This window comes from Streptococcus sp. SM5 (assembly GCF_027497975.1).
In genome coordinates this window covers 1-18,659 of sequence record NZ_JAJNSC010000018.1, presented here as the reverse complement: position 1 = coordinate 18,659, position 18,659 = coordinate 1, and the positions used below count along the sequence as shown (strand labels likewise).

Sequence of the window (18,659 nt, the reverse complement as noted above, 5' to 3'; positions counted from 1 at the left end):
TTCTACAATAAGTTCTTTTGTTCAAGATTTTCTCTAGTCGAGCTTGGTTCTGGATTACCGAATTGCTCTGCTAGACGTTGACTCCAAGTGGTAGTCGCACGCGCACCCGCATAGTCGGCCTGAACACGGTCATAGGCTTCAATTGCTTCAACTGAAACTTCTTGATACTCTTCTTCAAAAACAAGCTGGTCAAGAGGCAATCTTGGTTTCACATCATGTTTTTGATTCGGCACACCTAGTGCAATACCAAATACAGGATAAGTATAATCAGGAAGCTTGAACAATTCTGCTAACTCAGCAGATTTATAACGCACCAAACCAATAATCACTCCACCATAGCCTAGGCTTTCTGCCGTAAGCAAGGTATTTTGTCCAGCCAAAGCAGCATCCACAGAAGTAATGAGGAGACCTTCCACACCTTGAGGTTGGAAGGTATCGGTATGGAGACGAGCTCCTTTTTCTGCACGGTTTAAATCACCAACAAAGAGCAAGAATGCTGCTGATTGACGAATAGCTTCCTGAGGAACTAGTTCATAAAGAGCATCTTTTTTCTCTTGACTTCTTACTAAAATCACTGAATAAGATTGGAAATTTTTCCAAGTTGAAGCCATTTGGGCAGCTTTCAAAATCTCATTCAAGTGTTCTTGAGGAATCTCTTGCTCCTTAAATCTACGAACTGACGAATGAGCCTGCATTAATTTAATTGTTTCTGTCATCGACGGTTTTCTCCTTCTAATCTTGTTTCTTCAGCTAAATAACGGATACGCTCCATGACACGTCTGGCTTCCCAGGTTTCATCATTTCCGTTCTTACCTTTAGAAAAATGTTTTTCCAAATCTTCAAAATTGAAATTTGAGGTAAAGAAGGTTGGCAAATCTTCCTGCATACGATACTGAAGAATGACCTGCAGAATTTCATCACGTACCCAAGGTGTTGATTGCTCAGCACCAATATCATCCAAAATCAAAACTTCAGATTGCTTAATCTCATCCACCAAAGTCTTAACGTTTCCATCACCGATAGCATTTTTAACATCAATAACAAAGCTCGGATAGTGGAGCAAAGTTGATGAAACGCCACGTTTTTCTGATAAGTCATGTGCTAGGGCAGCAACCATAAAGCTCTTCCCTACACCAAAGTCTCCATAAAGATACAGACCTTTTCGGATGCTAGGATATTCTTCAACAAAACCTAATAGTTTTTCAAAGACTGGTAGACGTCCTAAATCATCCAAATCAACTTGGGCCAAACTAGCTTTTTTAAGACTAGCTGGTAAGTTAATCAATCTTAGGCGGTTCTTAATAGCAGCTTCTTTTTCTGCAGCGATTAGTTCTGGAGTCTCTTCATAAGTTACATCCGCATATCCATGATTCATGACCAAAATAGGCTTGTAGCCACGCGCAATATAGTCGGTATCTCCACGGAGGAATTTATCTCTCTCAGTGATGTATTGGTTAAACTTAGAGATACTGCGGTTCAACTCCTCTTGGCTGAGGGACTCCTTCTGAATAAAAGTCGCAACGTCAGGATCCTTCACGATCTGTTGAACTAAATCCTGATATTGAAAACGGCTGGGCTGACCTTTTAGCACGTTTCCTACACTTTCCATCTAGTCTCCTCCTTTTTCTAATCGAGCTAACATTTCTTTTTTCTTACGTTCCAATTCCAAACGAGTTTCCTCGCTCGTCTCATTCTTATATTCTGGATTGCTCCACTTAGGAACATTGGTTTTTGTCTGATTTGTCTTAGCTACTTTTTGTTCGTGCCCCTTTTGATTCTTCTCTCTGATTCGAAGTACAGCCTCTTCAGCAGAACGAATCTTGCTATAAGAGTAATCATTGGCCACTTTCATGGCATATTTTTCATTGAGATTGGCTGAATCAACCTTGTTGAATGTCAAAAGTATTACGACATTGATGACTTCATCAAGCAAGCCAAGGTCTGCCATCTGTTTTAGCAAATCGCGTTCAGCATGGATAATTCCAGCATTTCGGGTTTGTTTGATTCCCGCTAAAAATTCTAGGGCAGTTTTGCTTTTAGCTTCTCGGATAATGGTCGCTTCTTGAGGATTAAAATCCGACGAAACAGGCTTTTGCGCTAATTTTTCACGCATGCGCTTGATAGAAATAACTTGTGAAACAGCTGTTCCTTTAGCTAACTGATAGGTTTCAAACCAGGTCCATTTTTTCTCGTCAGCGATTTTAAACAACTCTAAAACATCTGACTGTTCATCTTTGAAACGGAGACCATCTCGAGCCATGAGCTGACGGAAATGGTCTAAATCGAAATCATTGACCAATTCTTTCTTCGCTGGTGCGTCTTCATGACTAGCCAAATCTTCTATCTCTGGAAAAGCCCGACTCAAAGGAACCGTCAAAGCTTCTCCGTCTGCAGTCTCTTGACGTAAATTAGATACTGCCATATCGCCAATCCTTTTCTCCAACAAAGTCCGATAAACTGTATGACGCAAGAAGTCAGATTGAGAAAGTGTTTGATGAATAGCGAGCTTATAGCCATCTCCATTTTGATAGAGGGTGACCAAGTTGAAAGCTGCTAAGATTTTAAAAGCTTTTAAGAGTCTATCCATCCCAAAATTGAGGTGGTTGAGGATAGCAGCAAAAAGATGTTCTTTTTGTCCATCATCCCAAAAAGCAAGAATATAAAGGTAAAGACTCAGCGCATCCTGACCGATAATCGGGAGGTAGCACTGCACCAAAGTTGTGGGATCTTGCGACACCCGATTATTCTTTAGAAAAGAAAAACGATCATTAGGCTTCATTTATTTTTCCTTTTTCTTCTTTGAAGATTGCGTAATTTGTTTGAGAAGATTTTCTAGTTCACTCACGTCTTTAAAGCTACGATAGACACTGGCGAAACGAACGTAGGTGATTTCGTCTAGTTCAGCCAACTCTTCCATAACGAGAGAACCGATATCTTCACTTTGAATTTCATTATCATTTCGACTGAGGAGTTTTTGCTCGATACGATTGACTACCATACCAATTTCATCACTAGAAACGGGTCGTTTTTGAGCTGAACGAATAATTCCATTAAAGATTTTATCTCTTGAGAATTGTTCTCGAGTTCCATCTTTTTTGACAACTACCAGTGTTCTCTCTTCAACTCGTTCATAGGTTGTGAAACGATGTTGACACTCTTCGCACTCACGTCTTCTTCTGATAGTATTTCCTTCTTCAGCTTGACGACTGTCAATTACACTTGATTTTGTAGCGCCACATTTTGGACAACGCATGCCTTCCCCTCCTTGTCGTTTTCTTCTCATTATACCATTTTTTGAATAATTCCCAAAATAATTTTCCTTTTGGCTTGACAAGTTTTTTGTTTTGTTGTATTATTGAATTAACACAAGAGGAGGTAGAAAGGAGACCGCGATGTCTTGGACATTTGATAACAACAAACCCATCTATATACAGATTATGGAGAAAATTAAATTACAAATTGTTTCCCATAAACTTGAACCCAACCAACAACTCCCGACTGTTAGAGAACTAGCTAGCGAAGCAGGAGTCAATCCTAACACTATCCAGCGTGCTCTATCAGAACTGGAGAGAGAAGGCTTCGTTTATTCCAAACGAACTTCCGGCCGCTTTGTCACGGAGGATTTGGACTTAATTCTCCAATCCCGAAAGCAACTTTCTGAAGAACAGTTGCAACAGTTTGTAACAGGCATGGTAGAATTTGGCTATAAAAAAGAAGAACTACCGACTGTTTTAAGAGATTATATTGAAGGAGTTTAAACTATGAACTTGTTAAGTTTTGAAAATGTATCAAAATCCTATGGAGCAAGTCCTGCTCTTGCAAATGTTTCCCTTGAAATCCCAGCTGGAAAAATCGTTGGTTTGCTTGGGCCTAACGGCTCTGGTAAGACAACCTTGATTAAACTCATCAACGGTTTACTTCAACCTGAACAAGGGCGTATTCTGATCAATGGCATGGAGCCAAGCCCAGCAACTAAAGCAATTGTTTCTTATTTACCTGATACGACCTATCTCAACGAGCAAATGAAGGTCAAAGAAGCTCTTACCTATTTCAAGACTTTCTACAAAGACTTCAATCTAGAACGCGCTCAAGGTCTTCTTCGTGACCTTGGCATCGATGAAAATAGTCGTTTCAAAAAACTCTCAAAAGGGAACAAAGAAAAGGTTCAGTTGATTCTGGTCATGAGTCGTGATGCTCGTTTGTATATCCTTGATGAACCAATTGGTGGTGTCGATCCCGCAGCGCGTGACTACATCTTGAACACTATCATCAACAACTATTCCCCAACTTCGACTGTCTTGATTTCAACTCACTTGATTTCAGATATCGAGCCTATCTTAGACGAAATTATCTTCCTCAAGGAGGGAAAAGTCGTTCGTCAAGGAAATGTAGATGATATTCGTTATGAGTCAGGTGAGTCAATCGACCAGCTCTTCCGTCATGAATTCAAAGCTTAGATAAAGGAGATTATTATGTTTTGGAATTTAGTTCGTTATGAATTTAAAAATGTTAACAAATGGTATTTAGCCCTTTATGGTGCTGTCTTGGCACTTTCTGTTATCATTGGATTACAGGCTAGTGCCATCAAAATTCTACCATCTCAAGATCAAGAATCAATCATGCTAGTATTTCAGGCCTTTATTTTTGGAGGACTAATCATTACCATGAGTATTTCAACCTTGATATTGATTATCCGTCGCTTCAAGGGTAGTGTTTATGAGCGTCAAGGATACTTAACTTTAACCCTACCTGTATCTGAACACCAAATCATCCTAGCAAAACTCTTAGGAGCCTTCCTCTGGTCTTTGCTTAGTACAGTAGTTTTCATACTAAGTATTTATATCTTTTTAGTGACAGTAGATCCACAAATTATTGATGTCTATGTTATCAGATACTTTTTTGGCAATTATTTAGATAGTATCGGATTATCTCTCATTTCATACATCTTTAGTACAGTGGCAGGAATTCTCTGCATCTACTTATCTATCTCTATCGGTCAACTCTTTAATGAATACCGTACAGCTCTTGCAGTTGTAGCCTACATCGTTATCCAGACTGTACTTGGTTTTATCAATCTCAACCTTCGCATCGATTTTGACTACAATTGGATGATATCCTTTGAAATTATCAAGGATTTAATCCTTAGCCTTGTCTTCTATCTTGGAACCTACTATATCTTAAAGAACAAAGTAAACTTACAATAATGAATGAAGCCCCTAGCAAATAAAGCTAGGGGCTTCTTTTTACACAAAGAAATATAAAATTCTTACTTTTAACTCAATATCAAACCTGCTACGATGGGACTTACAAATACATAGAGAATACCGGTGACACCGATAGCCAGGCCACCCATAGCCCCCGCAACAGCTCCATAGCGAAAAGCTGTTCCAGTTCCAACTGCGTGACCAGTTCCTCCAAGAGCAAGACCAACAGCTACTGGGTCGTCAATCTTGAGCCATTTTAAAAGTGTTGGTCCAATAACGCTGGTCAAAATGCCAGTTGCTACCACAACTACCAAGGTGATCGTCGCTATCCCTTGTAGCTTATCCGTAATTCCAACTGCCATGGCCGTCGTTACAGACTTTGGGAAAAGCGAAATCGCCAAGAAGAAATCCATACCGAAAAATTTTGCAACTAAAGCTGTAAAAACTGTATTTACAACAACAGCAAGGAAACTACTGAGTAGAATACTTCTAACATGGTGTTTCATGAGGTGAAAACTCTTATAAAGAGGAATTCCTAAAGCTACTGTTGAAGGAACAATCAAGTTATTGAGGTAGACCCCACCTTGATAATAGGCAACATAAGAAATACCAGTCAGTTTTAGAAAAACAATGATAAATATAGTTGCTAGCAGCAAGGGAGTGGTCAGAGGATGAGGGTACCGTCTAAAGATAATCATGCCTCCAAGATAAGCCAAAATGGATAAGGCTATCCCAAAAAGTGGATTGGATACAAATTCGCTCATTTGGCACCTCTTTCTTCGTAATCACCTTCATAACGCTTTTTGATAAACTGAACTACAAGCGCAATCAAGATAATATTGATAACTGCTGCAAAAAAGACAATCAAGACAATGGGCAATAAATAGGGAACAATCACATCAAATTTCTCCATAATCCCAACTGCGGGAGGCAAAAATAGAATAGTCATATTAGCTAGGAGAAAATTCCCAACCATGTTGACATGACGTACCCGCAACCACTTGAACTGCAAGGCTAAAAATAAAATAATCAAACCGATAATGCTTCCAGGAATAGGCAAATGGAAAAAGCTAGAGATTCTCTCACCAATCAGTGAAATGACAAAGAGAATCATTAACTGAACATATAACTTCATCGAATACTCCAAAAATAGACTTTCTGCATACCAGTTTACTCTTTTTTCAGAAAATTTCAAGGAAATACACACGAAACTTCCTTCTTGCTATCTCATCTAAAAAGTTGTATACTAATTGCGTGCGCAAGCATCTCAGATAGGCAAATCTGTTTATAACTACTATATAGAAAGGAGATTGATATGACATACTTAGAAAAATGGTTTGACTTCAACCGACGACAAGTAGAGCTAGAAGCTCTTTTAGAGCAAACGATTGCTGAGCAGAGTGACCAAAGCCTAACGCTCAAAGAATTCTATCTCTTGCACTTTTTAAATCAGGCTCAAGAAAAATCTTTGAGACAGATTGACCTGCCTGACAAACTCCATCTGAGTCCAAGTGCTGTATCACGAATGGTGGCACGCCTAGAAGCCAAAAACTGTGCTCTACTTAGTCGGAGATGTTGTGACCAGGATAAGCGAGCTAGTTTTATCTGCCTCACTAAGGAGGGTCAGACAACTCTTGCCTATCTACAAAAAGCTGTAGAAGAAAGCCTTGAAACAAAAGCAAGTTGGCTTTCCTAAAATTTTTACAAAAAAACTTGCGTGCGCAATCAATTTTCTTGACATTCCTTTTTCCAAGGAGTAAAATGAAGATATGATTTAGCAAAGGAGAATCCTATGATTGAAATCACTTATCTTGATGCCAGCAAGCAAGAGAGAACCATGACCTTCGAGTCATACGAAGAATTTGAACGTTCTCAACATGCCTGCCTGATTGGTGTCGCAGACTACTACCCTGTCCAAAAAGTAACCTACAAGGGACATGATTTGGACTACCATGGGACTTATGGAGATGTTTTCTTCTATCTCATGAAACAAGATTTAAGCCAATATAATTAAAAAGGAGAAATACTATGGCAAAAGCAATTACAGATGCAACATTCGAACAAGAAACTAAAGACGGATTGGTCTTGGTAGACTTCTGGGCTACTTGGTGTGGTCCATGTCGTATGCAAGGTCCAATCTTGGAAAAATTGTCTGAAGAACTTTCAGAAGATGTCTTGAAGATCGTTAAAATGGACGTTGACGAAAATCCAAACACAGCTCGTGCATTTGGTATCATGTCTATCCCTACTCTTCTCTTCAAGAAAGATGGACAAGTTGTTAAACAAGTGGCAGGTGTCCACACCGCAGAACAAATCAAAGCCATCGTTGCTGAATTGAGTTAATCACAAAACACTCCCACATTTGGTTATGGGAGTGTTTTTTATATATAAAAAACTACCCTCCAAGATGGAGAGTAGGATTTTTTACGATATAGTTGAATTATTCTTCAGTTCCAAGGAAGTTTTTAGCAACAAGAGCTGCAAGAACTCCACCAACGATTGGTGCAAGAATGAAAATCCAAACTTGTTGAAGAGCTGCGCCACCTACCAATACAGCAGGAGCCAAGCTACGAGCTGGGTTTACTGAAAGTCCAGTGATGTTCAATCCAACAAGAATCATAGCCATCAATGACAAACCAATCACCAAACCAGCAATAGCGCCATTCCCTTTGCTTGCTGATGTTACAGTCATGATCACCAAAACAAACAAGAATGTTGCGATGACTTCAAACAAGAAACCACCAAATACAGTTACACCGTTTGCCAAGGCATTTTCACCAAGACTTGCAGTTGACATACCTGAATTTGCCAAGAGGAAGAATACAGAAACAGATGCTAAGAAAGCACCAACTACTTGACCAAGGATGTAGTTTACAAGTTCTGAAGATGACAAACGTTTGTTAACAAACATAGCGATAGAAACAGCTGGGTTCAAGTGAGCACCTGAAACAGTTCCGATTGAGAAAGCTGCGACTACGATTGCCAAACCAAAGGCAAAAGCAATTCCAAGGTGTCCAAGACCTTCAACACCATTTCCAAAAACAACAGCTCCTGTTCCGATGAACACAAGCATAAATGTACCGATTAATTCAGCAACAAATTTTTTCATGTTAAGTCTCCTTTTTTTTCAAACTATCTATTAGTCTATCAGAAGAAGGAAAGGGTTTCAAGAAAAACGCTTGGAAAATATACTCGGAGAATCAGTCACCCCTTTAGAGAGGATTTTTACATTAAAAATAAATTCTCAGATGACTTTATATTCTTTAAACCTAGAATTTTTAATTAAATACAATCAAATATAATATGAAGAAGATGAATAGCAATACCGACTCAGCTATAAGCTCCTCTTTGCAATTACGACCTTCAATACTTTTTTTAACAATTACTACAAATAAAGCAAAAATAACAACTTCCAATAATCCTATCAATAACATCATAGAACCTCATCACTTGCCATTGTCCTACTCGCCCAACTCTGCACTGTAAGCTATAATCTGATCAACCGTATCAGACAAGAACTGAATCGTATCACGAAGTGGTTTATCTGTTGAGATATCTGCTCCGATGATCATTGCTGACTCAAGCGGTGTCTTGCTACCTCCTGATTTGAGGAGTTTGAGCCAATCTTCAGCTCCAGTTTCAGAATTTTTCAGATGCAAGTAACCCGCTGTTGAGATAACCAGACCCGCTGAATAGGTATAACTATACAAGCCCATGTAGTAGTGAGCTTGACGCATCCATGTTAAGGCTGCATCATCATCAATCTCAATAGCATCACCCCAGAATTCTGTCAAGACTTCCTTCATAATGCTGTTAAGTTTGCTTGCTCCGAAGGTTTCTCCTTCTTCAATCAATGTATAAACCTTGCGCTGGAAGGCTGCTTCCAAGAGGTGGGTTATAAAGTTATGGAAGTAGGTGTCTGTCAAACGGTGAGCAAGGGCAAAGCGTTTTTGACGAGGGTCGTCAGACTGGTGTTCCAAATAATCACTTAAAAGTAATTCATTGAAGGTTGATGGCGCTTCGACATAGTAGGTCGACATGTGGGCGTTGAAGTAACTCTGATGGTTATCCGAAAAGATAAATTGACCAGAATGCCCGATTTCATGAATCAAGGTATAAACATCGCTCAAACGACCTGTCCAGCTCATGAGGACATATGGATGCACACGGTAGGGATCAGCTGCATACCCACCTGAATCCTTACCACTATTGGCAGCAAAGTCCACCCAGCGTTCTTCTTGATAGCGAGCAACTTCTTGACAATATTCTTGTCCCAAAGGTTCTACTGACTTCATGACCAAATCATAGGCATCCTCAATGCTAACCTCTGGATTCAGAGCGCTGTCCAAATCCAATTTCCAATCAGCAAAGGTCATCTTTTCAAGACCATTAACCTTAGCAACATGCTTGAGATATCTCTGAGCGACTGGCGCAAAGTCCTTCATGATAAGGTCAATCTGGCGGTCAAACATAGCACGGTCCACTTCTTGCTCAGCTAAAAGATAGTCAAATACTGAGTCATAACCTTTCATATCTGCCAACAATTTTTCAGACTTGACCTGAGCAAGGTAAGCTGCCGCAGCTGTATTTTGGTGCTTACGTAGTCCTTCTGAGAAAGAACGGAAGGATTTTTCACGGACTTCCGCGTCCTCGTGGTTTTGGTAGAAATTCTCATAGGTTACAAAGCTATTTTTGTAGGTTTTTCCATGGGCTTCAAAGTCAGCCATTTCAAAGTCCCCAGCTCGCATTTTAGTATAGATATCCTGCGGACTATAGAAAACTTCACCCAGATTGGTCAAGGCCTTCTCCACATCAGGCCCAAGATAGTGAGCTTTTTTTATTTTTGCTTGACGAATGGCTGCAGTCAAATGTGGCAAGTCACCCAAACGGTCCAAAACTTCCTCATCTGCAGCCACCAAGGCGTCGTCAAAGAAAGTTAAGGCAACACTTGCATCTGTCTCAAAGTCCATCCCAGCTTGGGCGATATTGGCAAAATCCTCGTTACTATAGTCCGTCGTCTGAGGCATAAAGGAGTAATTCCCGATATGACTCATCTGAATATAGATTTGTTCCAATTCTGCAAAGGCCTTTTCAAAATCTTCAAAAGTGTGAAGATTACCCTTGTAGTCACGGCTAAATTGATTGATGTCTTCACGCGCCTTTTCAATCGCACGCAAGAAGTCCTCACGGTCTTGATATAAGGCTGTCAAGTCCCAAAGTTCCTTTTCGGGAAATTCTGAACGGTGTTTTTGTTCCATCTTCTTCCTCTTATTTCTTTAATTCTAGCAAAACACTGATGGCTGATAAGGCATAAAGTGGTGCTGTTTCAGCTCGTAGGATGCGAGGCCCAAGTCCTGCGAGAATCGCTCCTTTAGCTACAAAAGATTCGATTTCTGCAGGTGACAGACCTCCTTCTGGACCAAAGATAAAGAGCAGTTTAGCTCCTTTTTCAAGACCCGATACTGCTTGTATGAGCGCTGCTGATTCGCCTTCTTTGGCCGACTCTTCATAGGCCACTACGATGCGGTCAAACTGGTCAAGTTTGGCTATAAAGTCTGCCTTTTTCTCAAAAAGGGTAATGCTTGGGACAAGATTCCGCTTGCTTTGTTCTGCCGCTCCAAGGGCGATTTTTTCTAGTTTTTCGGCCTTTTTACCCAATTTTTTGCCATCCCATTTGGCGACTGACCAGTCTGCAGGGAAGGCCCATATCTGGCTAGCACCTAATTCAGTTACTTTTTGAGTGATAAACTCCAGCTTATCTCCTTTGGGAAAGCCTGATGCGATGGTCACTTGGACTGGCAGTTCCACATTGTCTGCTAATTCCTCAATCAGCTCCAACTGACGGGCCTCTACATTTACCACACGCGCCAAACGCTTAATGCCATCATCAAAGACCAATGTCACTTCATCGTCTTCTTTCAAACGCATGACCTGAAACATGTGCTTGCTGGTTTCCTTGTCCTCGATGGTGACAGGTGAGCTAGCCAAACCTTTTACAAAATACTGTTGCATGCTAGCCTCCAATCACACCAGATATATCCTTGGTTTTTTTGAAGACACAGGCATTCCACTCTCCTTGGATCATGTGGGTTTCAAGGAAAAATCCAGCTGACTCAGCCGACTCACGCACCATGCCCCACTTGTCCTTGATAATCCCGCTCATGATGAGATAGCCTTCGTCCTTGACCAAACGATAAGCATCATCCGTCAGGTGAATAAGGATATCCGCCAAGATATTAGCCACGATGACGTCTGCCTCGATTTCCACGCCTTTAAGCAAATCTCCTGGGGCTATATGGATGTTTTCCATACCAGGATTGAGCTCAATATTTTCCTGAGCGACACGAACCGCTACGTCATCCAAGTCATAGGCGAAGATTTCCTTGGCACCAAGTAGCGAGCTAGCAATGGAGAGGACGCCTGAACCTGTCCCTACATCTAGCACTGTTTCGCCACCGCGAAGAACCTGCTCCAAGGCAAAGAGACTCATCTTAGTCGTCGGGTGGGTTCCTGTTCCAAATGCCATACCTGGATCCAGCTTGATAATCTTCTCGCCAGCAGTCGCCTCATAGTCTGTCCATGACGGAACGATAGTCAAGTCATGGGTGATACGAGCTGGTTCATAGTATTTCTTCCAATTATCTGCCCAGTCTTCCTCAGCCAAGGCTGTCGTGCCAATCTTAACCTCACCCAGATCCATAAAGTCGGTCAATTCTGCCAGACGAGCCTGCAAATCAGTCTCCACTGCCGCTACATCAACCGTATCAGGATAGTAGGCGGTCACCACAATTTCTTCTTGTTGCTCGACCTCTGGGAAAATCTCACCGAAGCGGTCCACATTTCCCACATAGTCCATGCTGTCTTCAATTGCAACGCCCTGGGCGCCTAGTTCAATCAAGAGATTAGAGACCAGCTCCTCTCCCTCACGCTTCACTGTTACTTTTAACTCTTGCCATGTTTCCATCATTAAGATACCAAGCCCGTCATGCACAAAGCCAAATAGGAAATTCTCTGAAGACGCTTGTGTCTATGAGAAGTTTATCTTTTTGGCACAGTGTTTAGGGCGGGTTCAGTTTAGAAATTTAACCGAACCATCCTTTCTATTCACTTTCTTTTAAATAATCCCTCAATCTCCCCTGTAGCTGAGGCACTGCCTGTTTAGACTTCAAAAACTCCTCAATAGGAATCAGTTTATAGCCCTGCCCTTCATCTCCAAAGGTAATATTGTCAAATTGTTCTTGTCTTAGCTGACCAACCATAAAGACCGATTGCTTGCCTTCAAAGATTACGCTAGGATAAATTTTTCCCCAAAGCAAACAATCTTCATTTAAATGAATTCCCAGTTCTTCATGAACTTCACGCGCTGCGCATTCAAAGGGACTTTCATCCCCTTCACGGCCACCACCTGGCAACTCCCACATATTGGGACAAGGGATATCGTCCTTGTCATCACGTAAGATAGTCAAGACCTTATCCCCACAAATCAAGGCAATCTTGCAACCTTGGAAATCCATTCTGCTATCTAATAATTCCATGATATTTACTCTTTTCTATGATAACAATTACTCTCTAGGAAAATACGAGCTAGCTTTCTTCGATTACTTTTTGGCACTCTGCATCCCAGTACGCCTGCCATCTACCATGTTTTTTAGCAAAATAAACCGTAAACTCATCATTTACATAATCTGCAACATATCGAAGATTAGGCGGATTTTCCTCACCATTTAATATCCAAGGATGGAAGTAAAATGTCCTTTCCCATCTCTTCTGAGTATAGCCGAGATCCTTGGCATACTGAGGGATGGGTTGTTGCATCTCACTTTCCAAATAAGACTGAATGGCATTGTCAATACTATTTAAACGAGCTAATAGTTGTTGAAACTGCTCTTCTTCCTCCATCTTAAAACCAACTAGAAATTCAAATTCCGCAAAATCTTCAGGAAATTCAAGTTCTGTGATTTTACCATCCTCTGCATAGCGTCCCTCCTCATTAACGAGGCGACGAGTTCCAAACTTCAATACTCGCTCGAAATCTAGATCCGCAAAGCGATTTCGGGGAAAAATCGACTCACGTTCTTGGGATTTTTTACTAAATAACCTCTTAAATTTCTGAAGCATCATACAGCTCCCTTTTCTATTTCTCAGCTAACCTGAGTCTCTTCTTCCTGTATAGCTTGTTCCAACTCATCTAACCACTGCTGGTAGTAGGCTTTCTCATCCCGCAGCATTCGGCTGCTATTCATTTTCTGTCTAGCAATCTTCATAGCCTTGTGAGTTTGAACTACATCTTTCTTTACCTTAAATTGATACCAAGCTTGAATGACCTGCATATCTGCTGTTTTTAGAGATAAAAAGGATTTGACCCCCCGAATACTTGCATATTCTTCCGCTTTCTCATTATCTCCTTCTATCAGAGCAATTTGAAGAAGGTATAATTGAGAAATAGTTTTAGACATTGGATTATCTGTTTTCTCTAGCACAGACTGCAACTGTTGCTTTGCAAGCTCTATATTATCATCCAATATGAATACCAATCCCTGAAGAGTCTGAACACTTTCTGCAAAACTCCCTCTCGCATCCTCAGCGACAGGCATGATAAAGTCTTTTAAATTATATTCTTGAGGAGCCAGCAAAGTTTGAGCAGAATGTCTCAATACCAAGTAGGCGTATTTGGTATTTTCAGGGTGTTGTCTCAATTCCCAAATTTTCGCTCCATCGGTGATGCCGACTGGCAAAGCATTGTTTAGGAAGAAAGACAAATTCAAAAAAATCCAAGTACCAGCAAAATACCAACTTCTTGTCAAAAATCCAAACAATATCGCCAATAACATCAAGCTGATATGAACTAGCAAGCCTCCTGAAAGCATCAGGATGATTCTTTGATCGCTTTCATCTTCTTTCAATCCAATATACTGAGCACCAACATTTTTTATAACTGCTGTTCGACTAAGATGAAATCTGTCTGACTTTTTGGTCAAAAGAAAATGTCCTAATCCAAAAGCCACCAGCCGATAGCCTGTCAAGTAGCCGCAAAAAGCATGACCCAACTCATGAAGAATAAAGATTAAATACATGCTTAAAAGAGCGAAGGAATAACCAAAAGTAAAGGCTAAAACTGCTGAATACCCCAACTCTGCAAATGCGATAGTTCCACAAGCAAAAGCTAGCATAATAAAGACAAAAGCTAGCACATAAACCAAATACGTCCCAATTTTCTTCATAAAATCTCCAACCAACTCCTAATATCTCGGATAAGGATAAAAAGTGCTCTCTTCTAGACCGACTTTCCCTTCTTCAAAGACTTCTTGGTTCCATTCCATGACGAATTCTTCTGCTTCTGGGTCTTCCAAAAAGTCCATGAGGGCATCTAGTCCAACCTCTGCAGTATCTTTGAGGAATAGTGCAAAATAAGCTAAAAATTCACGAGAAAAACCTTTCTTCGGCAGATAAGGGATGACTGTGAGATACTCTTCTGCATTAACTGTTGACTTGGCAGGGTTATAAAAAAGCACCGCTTCTTCAAAGAGGATATCGTCTGATGACACCTCTCCATCCTCATCTAGCATCTCCACTCCTGCAGGATTTTGCGCCTCTAGCAGAAAACTCACTTCAACTGCATGATTGCGTTTGTCCCAGCTAATCTCATAGTCAAAAGGAAAGTTCTTGTCCAACTCTTCTTGTAAAACATCTAAAAATCCGTATGTTGCCATGTTGTCCTCTTTCTATACGACTCTTCAATCGCCCCGAATACTCGGAAATATGCTAAAATAGATACTACCATCTTACCACATTCGTATCAGAAAATCCATGTTAGAAAGGACTACTATGCCAGACAATCTCGCGCTTCGTATGCGCCCCAAAACCATCGACCAGGTCATCGGTCAGGAGCATCTAGTTGGACCTGGCAAGATTATCCGCCGTATGGTGGAAGCCAATCGCCTATCCTCTATGATCCTCTACGGACCTCCAGGCATCGGAAAAACCAGTATCGCTTCAGCCATCGCTGGAACGACCAAGTATGCTTTTCGGACCTTCAATGCGACAGTTGATAGTAAAAAACACCTCCAAGAAATCGCTGAGGAAGCTAAATTCTCAGGTGGCCTTGTACTGCTACTAGACGAGATTCATCGTCTTGACAAGACTAAACAAGACTTTCTCCTGCCTCTCTTGGAAAGTGGACTAGTTATTATGATTGGGGCTACGACTGAAAATCCTTTCTTTTCTGTCACTCCAGCCATCCGCAGTCGTGTTCAGATTTTTGAGTTGGAACCCTTGTCTAACCAAGATGTCAAAGAAGCCATTCAAATAGCCATAACTGACCCTGAACGAGGTTTTGATTTCCCTGTTGAGTTAGATGATGATGCCCTTGATTTTATCGCAACATCTACCAATGGAGATCTCCGTTCTGCCTTTAACTCGCTGGACTTAGCAGTTCTTTCGACTCCGGCAAATGATGAAGGTATCCGCCATATTACACTCGATATCATGGAAAATAGCCTCCAGAGAAGCTACATCACTATGGACAAGGATGGAGATGGACACTATGATGTTCTCTCTGCCCTACAGAAATCCATCCGTGGATCCGATGTCGATGCTAGTCTCCACTATGCTGCTCGCTTGATAGAAGCTGGTGATCTTCCTAGCCTAGCTCGTCGTTTGACTGTGATTGCCTATGAAGATATTGGCTTAGCTAATCCAGAAGCTCAGATTCATACCGTAACTGCTTTGGATGCTGCGCAAAGAATCGGTTTCCCAGAGGCTCGTATTCTCATTGCCAATGTCGTCATTGATCTGGCACTTTCACCTAAGTCTAACTCAGCCTACGTGGCTATAGATAAGGCCTTGGCTGACCTTAAAACATCGGGGCATCTACCGATTCCACGTCACTTGCGAGATGGACATTATAGCGGTAGCAAGGAACTAGGTAACGCCCAAAATTATCTCTATCCACATAACTACCCAGGTCACTGGGTCAAACAAGAGTACTTGCCAGAAAAAATTCGCAACCATAGCTACTTCTCACCAGAAGATAGTGGAAAATACGAACGTGCCCTGGCTCAACGCAAGGAAACCATTGATAAATTACGAAACTTATGAAATCCTTTTCAAAATTTTTAATTTTCCCTTGATTTTTTTTGAAAAAGTGGTATCATATAATCATAGAAACGCTGTGGTGTACGACTTCACATTTAAGTGTTGACCGACTATTTTTTGTATTATTAGGGAAACAAAAGTCTTCTAACAGCATGTAGGCCGTCTCACACGGAAACAGCTTCAGTTAGAGCGAGTTGCCCACCTGCTTAATTGCGCGGGTTCAATACAAACCGTGAAGTTTCGGCACCAATACAGCTTTTTATTTGCCTCCTTAGCTCAGTTGGTAGAGCAGTAGACTCTTAATCTATGGGTCACAGGTTCGAGCCCTGTAGGGGGCATCTAAATCAACAGGAAAAAGCCTTGATTTATAAGGCTTTTTTGCTTGTCTATAACTGATTTGCCCCATCATTTGCCCCACATTTTTTTATGAGCAATCTTTCCAAACATCTCTGATTACGAAAAACAAAAAAGCTATCCTACCTTTGCAAATTTGGATAAGATAGCAGAATATTTTAATGCAACTCCAACCCAACTATTTGGAACTAGTAAAGAGATTGAGTTAGAAAAGAGTGTTCTTGAATCGAATGAATACTCTGACAAAGTAAGTGAGATCTTAAAAGCTGTCAAATACATCGAACATTTCCTACATACTTATGGACAGCACTTAGAGGATTTACTTTATCTAACAAAAGGCAACCAACTATACACAGAAGATGGAGATGAGTTGTATATTGATCCAACTTCTCAGAAAAGAACATTTCATACTCAATATGAACCTGGTTTTATTGTAGCAAGAGAAAAATCTCCACTAGAACTCTTGATTGAAAATAAGGAATTGTTTGATAAATAGAAAAAGCGAGGATAACCTCGCTTCAGATTGAAGTTAAAATCTTTAGAAGACACTTTTATAAGGACTTTGTCTTAAATCTGTGAAAAGGAGTGAAAACTCCTTTTCTTTTTGTAAGTCAGACTGAAACTTCCAAATTGTTTATTTATTTTATTGACATTTTCTATAAAAATAAGTACAATAGTTTTATTAACAAACTATACTATACTATATAGGGGGTATTGAAATGAAATTTTCTAATCGTTTACTGCTATTCCTTGCAGGAGTTGTTTTTGTCCTTTTAGGACTTTTCCTATTTACAAACCCAGTAGCTAATCTTGTTGCTTACAGCTGGTGGATTTCATTTGGTTTACTGGTTTCTTCTATAGCAGCTATTTTAGGCTATTTCTCTGCACCAAAAGAGCTTCGCTCACCTGTTTATCTTTTCCAAGGATTTGTTAGTCTTCTCTTAGCTCTTTACCTCGTTGCTTATGGCTTTGTGACCCTGCCGGTCGTCATTCCGACCATTGTAGGAATTTGGTTAATTGTAGAAGCCATTATTGCTTTCTTTAAAGGCAATCGTCTAAGATTGATTTTCCCTATTATTGGTAGCAATATCACGTGGGTAGCCTTACTTGAATTTTTACTAGGTCTAGTGATTCTGTTCAATCCAGTGGCTACAGGTGTCTTTGTCGTTTATGTCATTGCCTTTTCAGTTTTAGTTACTGGCTTCACCTACATTATTGAGGCCTTTCGTAAATAGTCTAGTTGCTATTTCTATCGCATTCAAAAAAGCTGGGAAATCATATTCTCAGCTTTTTTGTCTCTTTAATTATCACTTTTTCGCATTCCATTCTGCGTAGAAATTTGTTTTTCCATTTTATTCTCCAATTTGATCTCGCACTGACATTTATTTATAACAACACTATATATCTAGTATGGCATAATCATTAGGTATTATAGGTTTTCAAACCAAATGTGAGTCATTCGTTTTTGCCCCACTTTTGCCCCATTTTTAAATCCTGACATTGAAAACACCTAAAAGTATTTCCCTAAAATCAGCTATATTTCAACATTTTTGTTTATTTTCAATATGAAAAGTTCTTACAAATCCATGTAGGGGGCATCTAAATCAACAGGAATAAGCCTTGAAACCAAGACTTTTTTGACGTCCAATAGCTTTTTGTAGAAAAGTATTTAAAAATAAAAGAGAAGAGAATCTCTCACTCTCTTCTCAGTATATCTTATTAAATTTAGTTTTTCTTAATCTACCTGATTTTCCTTTGCAACGACAAATTCTTTAACCAATCGATAGATAACAGCAAATACGGGGGTAAAGAATATCATTCCAAGTAGTCCGAAAAGATTCCCTCCGATACTAGCAGCCGCAAGCGTGAAAAGGGCTGGTAAACCAATAGACTGACCTACAACTTTTGGATAAATAAGGTTTCCTTCAATCAGCTGTATAACTTGATATAGAAGAAGAGAAAGTAAGGCTTGAGTAGGACTCACTGTGAAGATAAAAATCGCTCCCA

At 40.3% G+C, this 18,659-nt stretch carries 24 protein-coding genes and 1 tRNA gene; 10 read left to right on the top strand and 15 right to left on the bottom strand.

The window, feature by feature from the left end; translation table 11 throughout:
• Nucleotides 1-2: 2 nt before the first annotated feature.
• Genes PAN07_RS12730 through nrdR form a run of 4 tightly spaced genes read right to left on the bottom strand, consistent with a single transcriptional unit; the run spans nt 3 to nt 3,253 of the window.
• Nucleotides 3-716, bottom strand: coding sequence for an NADPH-dependent oxidoreductase (locus tag PAN07_RS12730; RefSeq protein ID WP_269798023.1), 714 nt, complete (start codon nt 714-716; stop codon nt 3-5).
• Complete coding sequence (gene dnaI, locus PAN07_RS12725) at nt 713-1,609, bottom strand: primosomal protein DnaI (RefSeq protein ID WP_269798022.1); 897 nt, start codon at nt 1,607-1,609, stop codon at nt 713-715. The genes PAN07_RS12730 and dnaI overlap by 4 nt, the downstream gene beginning before the upstream one ends.
• Nucleotides 1,610-2,779 (bottom strand): DNA helicase, encoded by a 1,170-nt coding sequence (locus PAN07_RS12720; RefSeq protein WP_269798021.1) that lies wholly within the window; start codon nt 2,777-2,779, stop codon nt 1,610-1,612. It lies immediately after the preceding gene.
• The gene (gene nrdR / locus PAN07_RS12715) at nt 2,780-3,253 is read right to left on the bottom strand and encodes a transcriptional regulator NrdR (RefSeq protein WP_004250782.1); all 474 of its coding nucleotides are present in this window, start codon (nt 3,251-3,253) and stop codon (nt 2,780-2,782) included.
• A 139-nt stretch (nt 3,254-3,392) separates the two neighbouring features.
• Between nrdR and PAN07_RS12710 the strand changes: the two genes are divergently transcribed.
• The 3 genes from PAN07_RS12710 to PAN07_RS12700 are packed head-to-tail and all read left to right on the top strand — an operon-like array spanning nt 3,393 to nt 5,204.
• Complete coding sequence (locus PAN07_RS12710; RefSeq protein ID WP_269798020.1) at nt 3,393-3,758, top strand: GntR family transcriptional regulator; 366 nt, start codon at nt 3,393-3,395, stop codon at nt 3,756-3,758.
• 3 nt (nt 3,759-3,761) lie between these two features.
• Entirely contained in the window at nt 3,762-4,457 is a 696-nt protein-coding gene (locus PAN07_RS12705) for an ABC transporter ATP-binding protein (RefSeq protein WP_269798019.1), read from the top strand.
• Nucleotides 4,458-4,472: 15 nt separating this feature from the next.
• A complete protein-coding gene (locus PAN07_RS12700; RefSeq protein WP_269798018.1) occupies nt 4,473-5,204 on the top strand; it encodes a hypothetical protein in 732 nt (243 codons plus the stop codon).
• A 68-nt stretch (nt 5,205-5,272) separates the two neighbouring features.
• Here PAN07_RS12700 and PAN07_RS12695 read toward each other — a convergent pair whose 3' ends face one another.
• Together PAN07_RS12695 and PAN07_RS12690 are read right to left on the bottom strand one after the other, a co-directional pair.
• On the bottom strand, nt 5,273-5,968 hold the full coding sequence (locus PAN07_RS12695; RefSeq protein WP_269798017.1) for an LrgB family protein: 696 nt from the start codon (nt 5,966-5,968) through the stop codon (nt 5,273-5,275).
• Complete coding sequence (locus tag PAN07_RS12690; protein ID WP_269798016.1) at nt 5,965-6,339, bottom strand: CidA/LrgA family protein; 375 nt, start codon at nt 6,337-6,339, stop codon at nt 5,965-5,967. The genes PAN07_RS12695 and PAN07_RS12690 overlap by 4 nt, the downstream gene beginning before the upstream one ends.
• A 180-nt stretch (nt 6,340-6,519) precedes the next feature.
• Between PAN07_RS12690 and PAN07_RS12685 the strand changes: the two genes are divergently transcribed.
• The 3 genes from PAN07_RS12685 (at nt 6,520) to trxA (ending at nt 7,547) form a co-directional block, all read left to right on the top strand.
• Nucleotides 6,520-6,900 (top strand): MarR family transcriptional regulator, encoded by a 381-nt coding sequence (locus PAN07_RS12685; RefSeq protein ID WP_006149405.1) that lies wholly within the window; start codon nt 6,520-6,522, stop codon nt 6,898-6,900.
• Nucleotides 6,901-6,996: 96 nt separating this feature from the next.
• Nucleotides 6,997-7,218 carry a DUF4649 family protein gene (locus PAN07_RS12680; protein WP_004250771.1) on the top strand — a complete coding sequence of 74 codons (222 nt, stop codon included), beginning with the start codon at nt 6,997-6,999 and terminating at the stop codon, nt 7,216-7,218.
• 14 nt (nt 7,219-7,232) lie between these two features.
• Nucleotides 7,233-7,547 (top strand): thioredoxin, encoded by a 315-nt coding sequence (trxA, locus tag PAN07_RS12675; RefSeq protein WP_125827523.1) that lies wholly within the window; start codon nt 7,233-7,235, stop codon nt 7,545-7,547.
• A gap of 97 nt (nt 7,548-7,644) precedes the next feature.
• On the opposite strand, the gene PAN07_RS12670 is transcribed toward trxA, so the two are convergent.
• From PAN07_RS12670 to PAN07_RS12635, 8 genes are all read right to left on the bottom strand, one after another.
• Nucleotides 7,645-8,313, bottom strand: a complete 669-nt coding sequence (locus PAN07_RS12670) for an aquaporin (protein ID WP_269798015.1) — start codon at nt 8,311-8,313, stop codon at nt 7,645-7,647.
• Nucleotides 8,314-8,665: 352 nt separating this feature from the next.
• Nucleotides 8,666-10,462, bottom strand: coding sequence for an oligoendopeptidase F (gene pepF, locus PAN07_RS12665; protein WP_269798014.1), 1,797 nt, complete (start codon nt 10,460-10,462; stop codon nt 8,666-8,668).
• Between the two features lie 10 nt (nt 10,463-10,472).
• A complete protein-coding gene (locus PAN07_RS12660) occupies nt 10,473-11,216 on the bottom strand; it encodes a 16S rRNA (uracil(1498)-N(3))-methyltransferase (protein WP_269798013.1) in 744 nt (247 codons plus the stop codon).
• A 1-nt stretch (nt 11,217) separates the two neighbouring features.
• Nucleotides 11,218-12,168: a 50S ribosomal protein L11 methyltransferase gene (gene prmA / locus PAN07_RS12655; RefSeq protein ID WP_269798060.1), complete on the bottom strand. Its 951-nt coding sequence runs from the start codon at nt 12,166-12,168 to the stop codon at nt 11,218-11,220.
• 136 nt (nt 12,169-12,304) lie between these two features.
• The gene (locus PAN07_RS12650; RefSeq protein ID WP_269798012.1) at nt 12,305-12,739 is read right to left on the bottom strand and encodes an NUDIX hydrolase; all 435 of its coding nucleotides are present in this window, start codon (nt 12,737-12,739) and stop codon (nt 12,305-12,307) included.
• 49 nt (nt 12,740-12,788) lie between these two features.
• Complete coding sequence (locus PAN07_RS12645) at nt 12,789-13,322, bottom strand: hypothetical protein (RefSeq protein WP_346658462.1); 534 nt, start codon at nt 13,320-13,322, stop codon at nt 12,789-12,791.
• Nucleotides 13,323-13,345: 23 nt separating this feature from the next.
• A complete protein-coding gene (locus PAN07_RS12640; RefSeq protein WP_269798010.1) occupies nt 13,346-14,425 on the bottom strand; it encodes a site-2 protease family protein in 1,080 nt (359 codons plus the stop codon).
• Between the two features lie 18 nt (nt 14,426-14,443).
• Nucleotides 14,444-14,914, bottom strand: coding sequence for a DUF3013 family protein (locus PAN07_RS12635; protein WP_269798009.1), 471 nt, complete (start codon nt 14,912-14,914; stop codon nt 14,444-14,446).
• A gap of 115 nt (nt 14,915-15,029) precedes the next feature.
• Here PAN07_RS12635 and PAN07_RS12630 point away from each other — a divergent pair, with 115 nt between their 5' ends.
• The 4 genes from PAN07_RS12630 to PAN07_RS12615 all read left to right on the top strand — a co-directional run bounded on the left by PAN07_RS12630 (nt 15,030) and on the right by PAN07_RS12615 (nt 17,887).
• Nucleotides 15,030-16,301: a replication-associated recombination protein A gene (locus PAN07_RS12630; RefSeq protein ID WP_269798059.1), complete on the top strand. Its 1,272-nt coding sequence runs from the start codon at nt 15,030-15,032 to the stop codon at nt 16,299-16,301.
• A 262-nt stretch (nt 16,302-16,563) separates the two neighbouring features.
• Nucleotides 16,564-16,636, top strand: a tRNA-Lys gene (locus PAN07_RS12625).
• A 95-nt stretch (nt 16,637-16,731) separates the two neighbouring features.
• Complete coding sequence (locus PAN07_RS12620; protein WP_257365013.1) at nt 16,732-17,148, top strand: helix-turn-helix transcriptional regulator; 417 nt, start codon at nt 16,732-16,734, stop codon at nt 17,146-17,148.
• A 223-nt stretch (nt 17,149-17,371) separates the two neighbouring features.
• Nucleotides 17,372-17,887 (top strand): DUF308 domain-containing protein, encoded by a 516-nt coding sequence (locus PAN07_RS12615; protein ID WP_006150850.1) that lies wholly within the window; start codon nt 17,372-17,374, stop codon nt 17,885-17,887.
• Between the two features lie 500 nt (nt 17,888-18,387).
• Here the strand turns inward: PAN07_RS12615 and PAN07_RS12610 are convergent.
• Nucleotides 18,388-18,659 (bottom strand): AI-2E family transporter (locus PAN07_RS12610; RefSeq protein WP_269797705.1); only part of this gene is annotated, 272 nt, incomplete at its 5' end.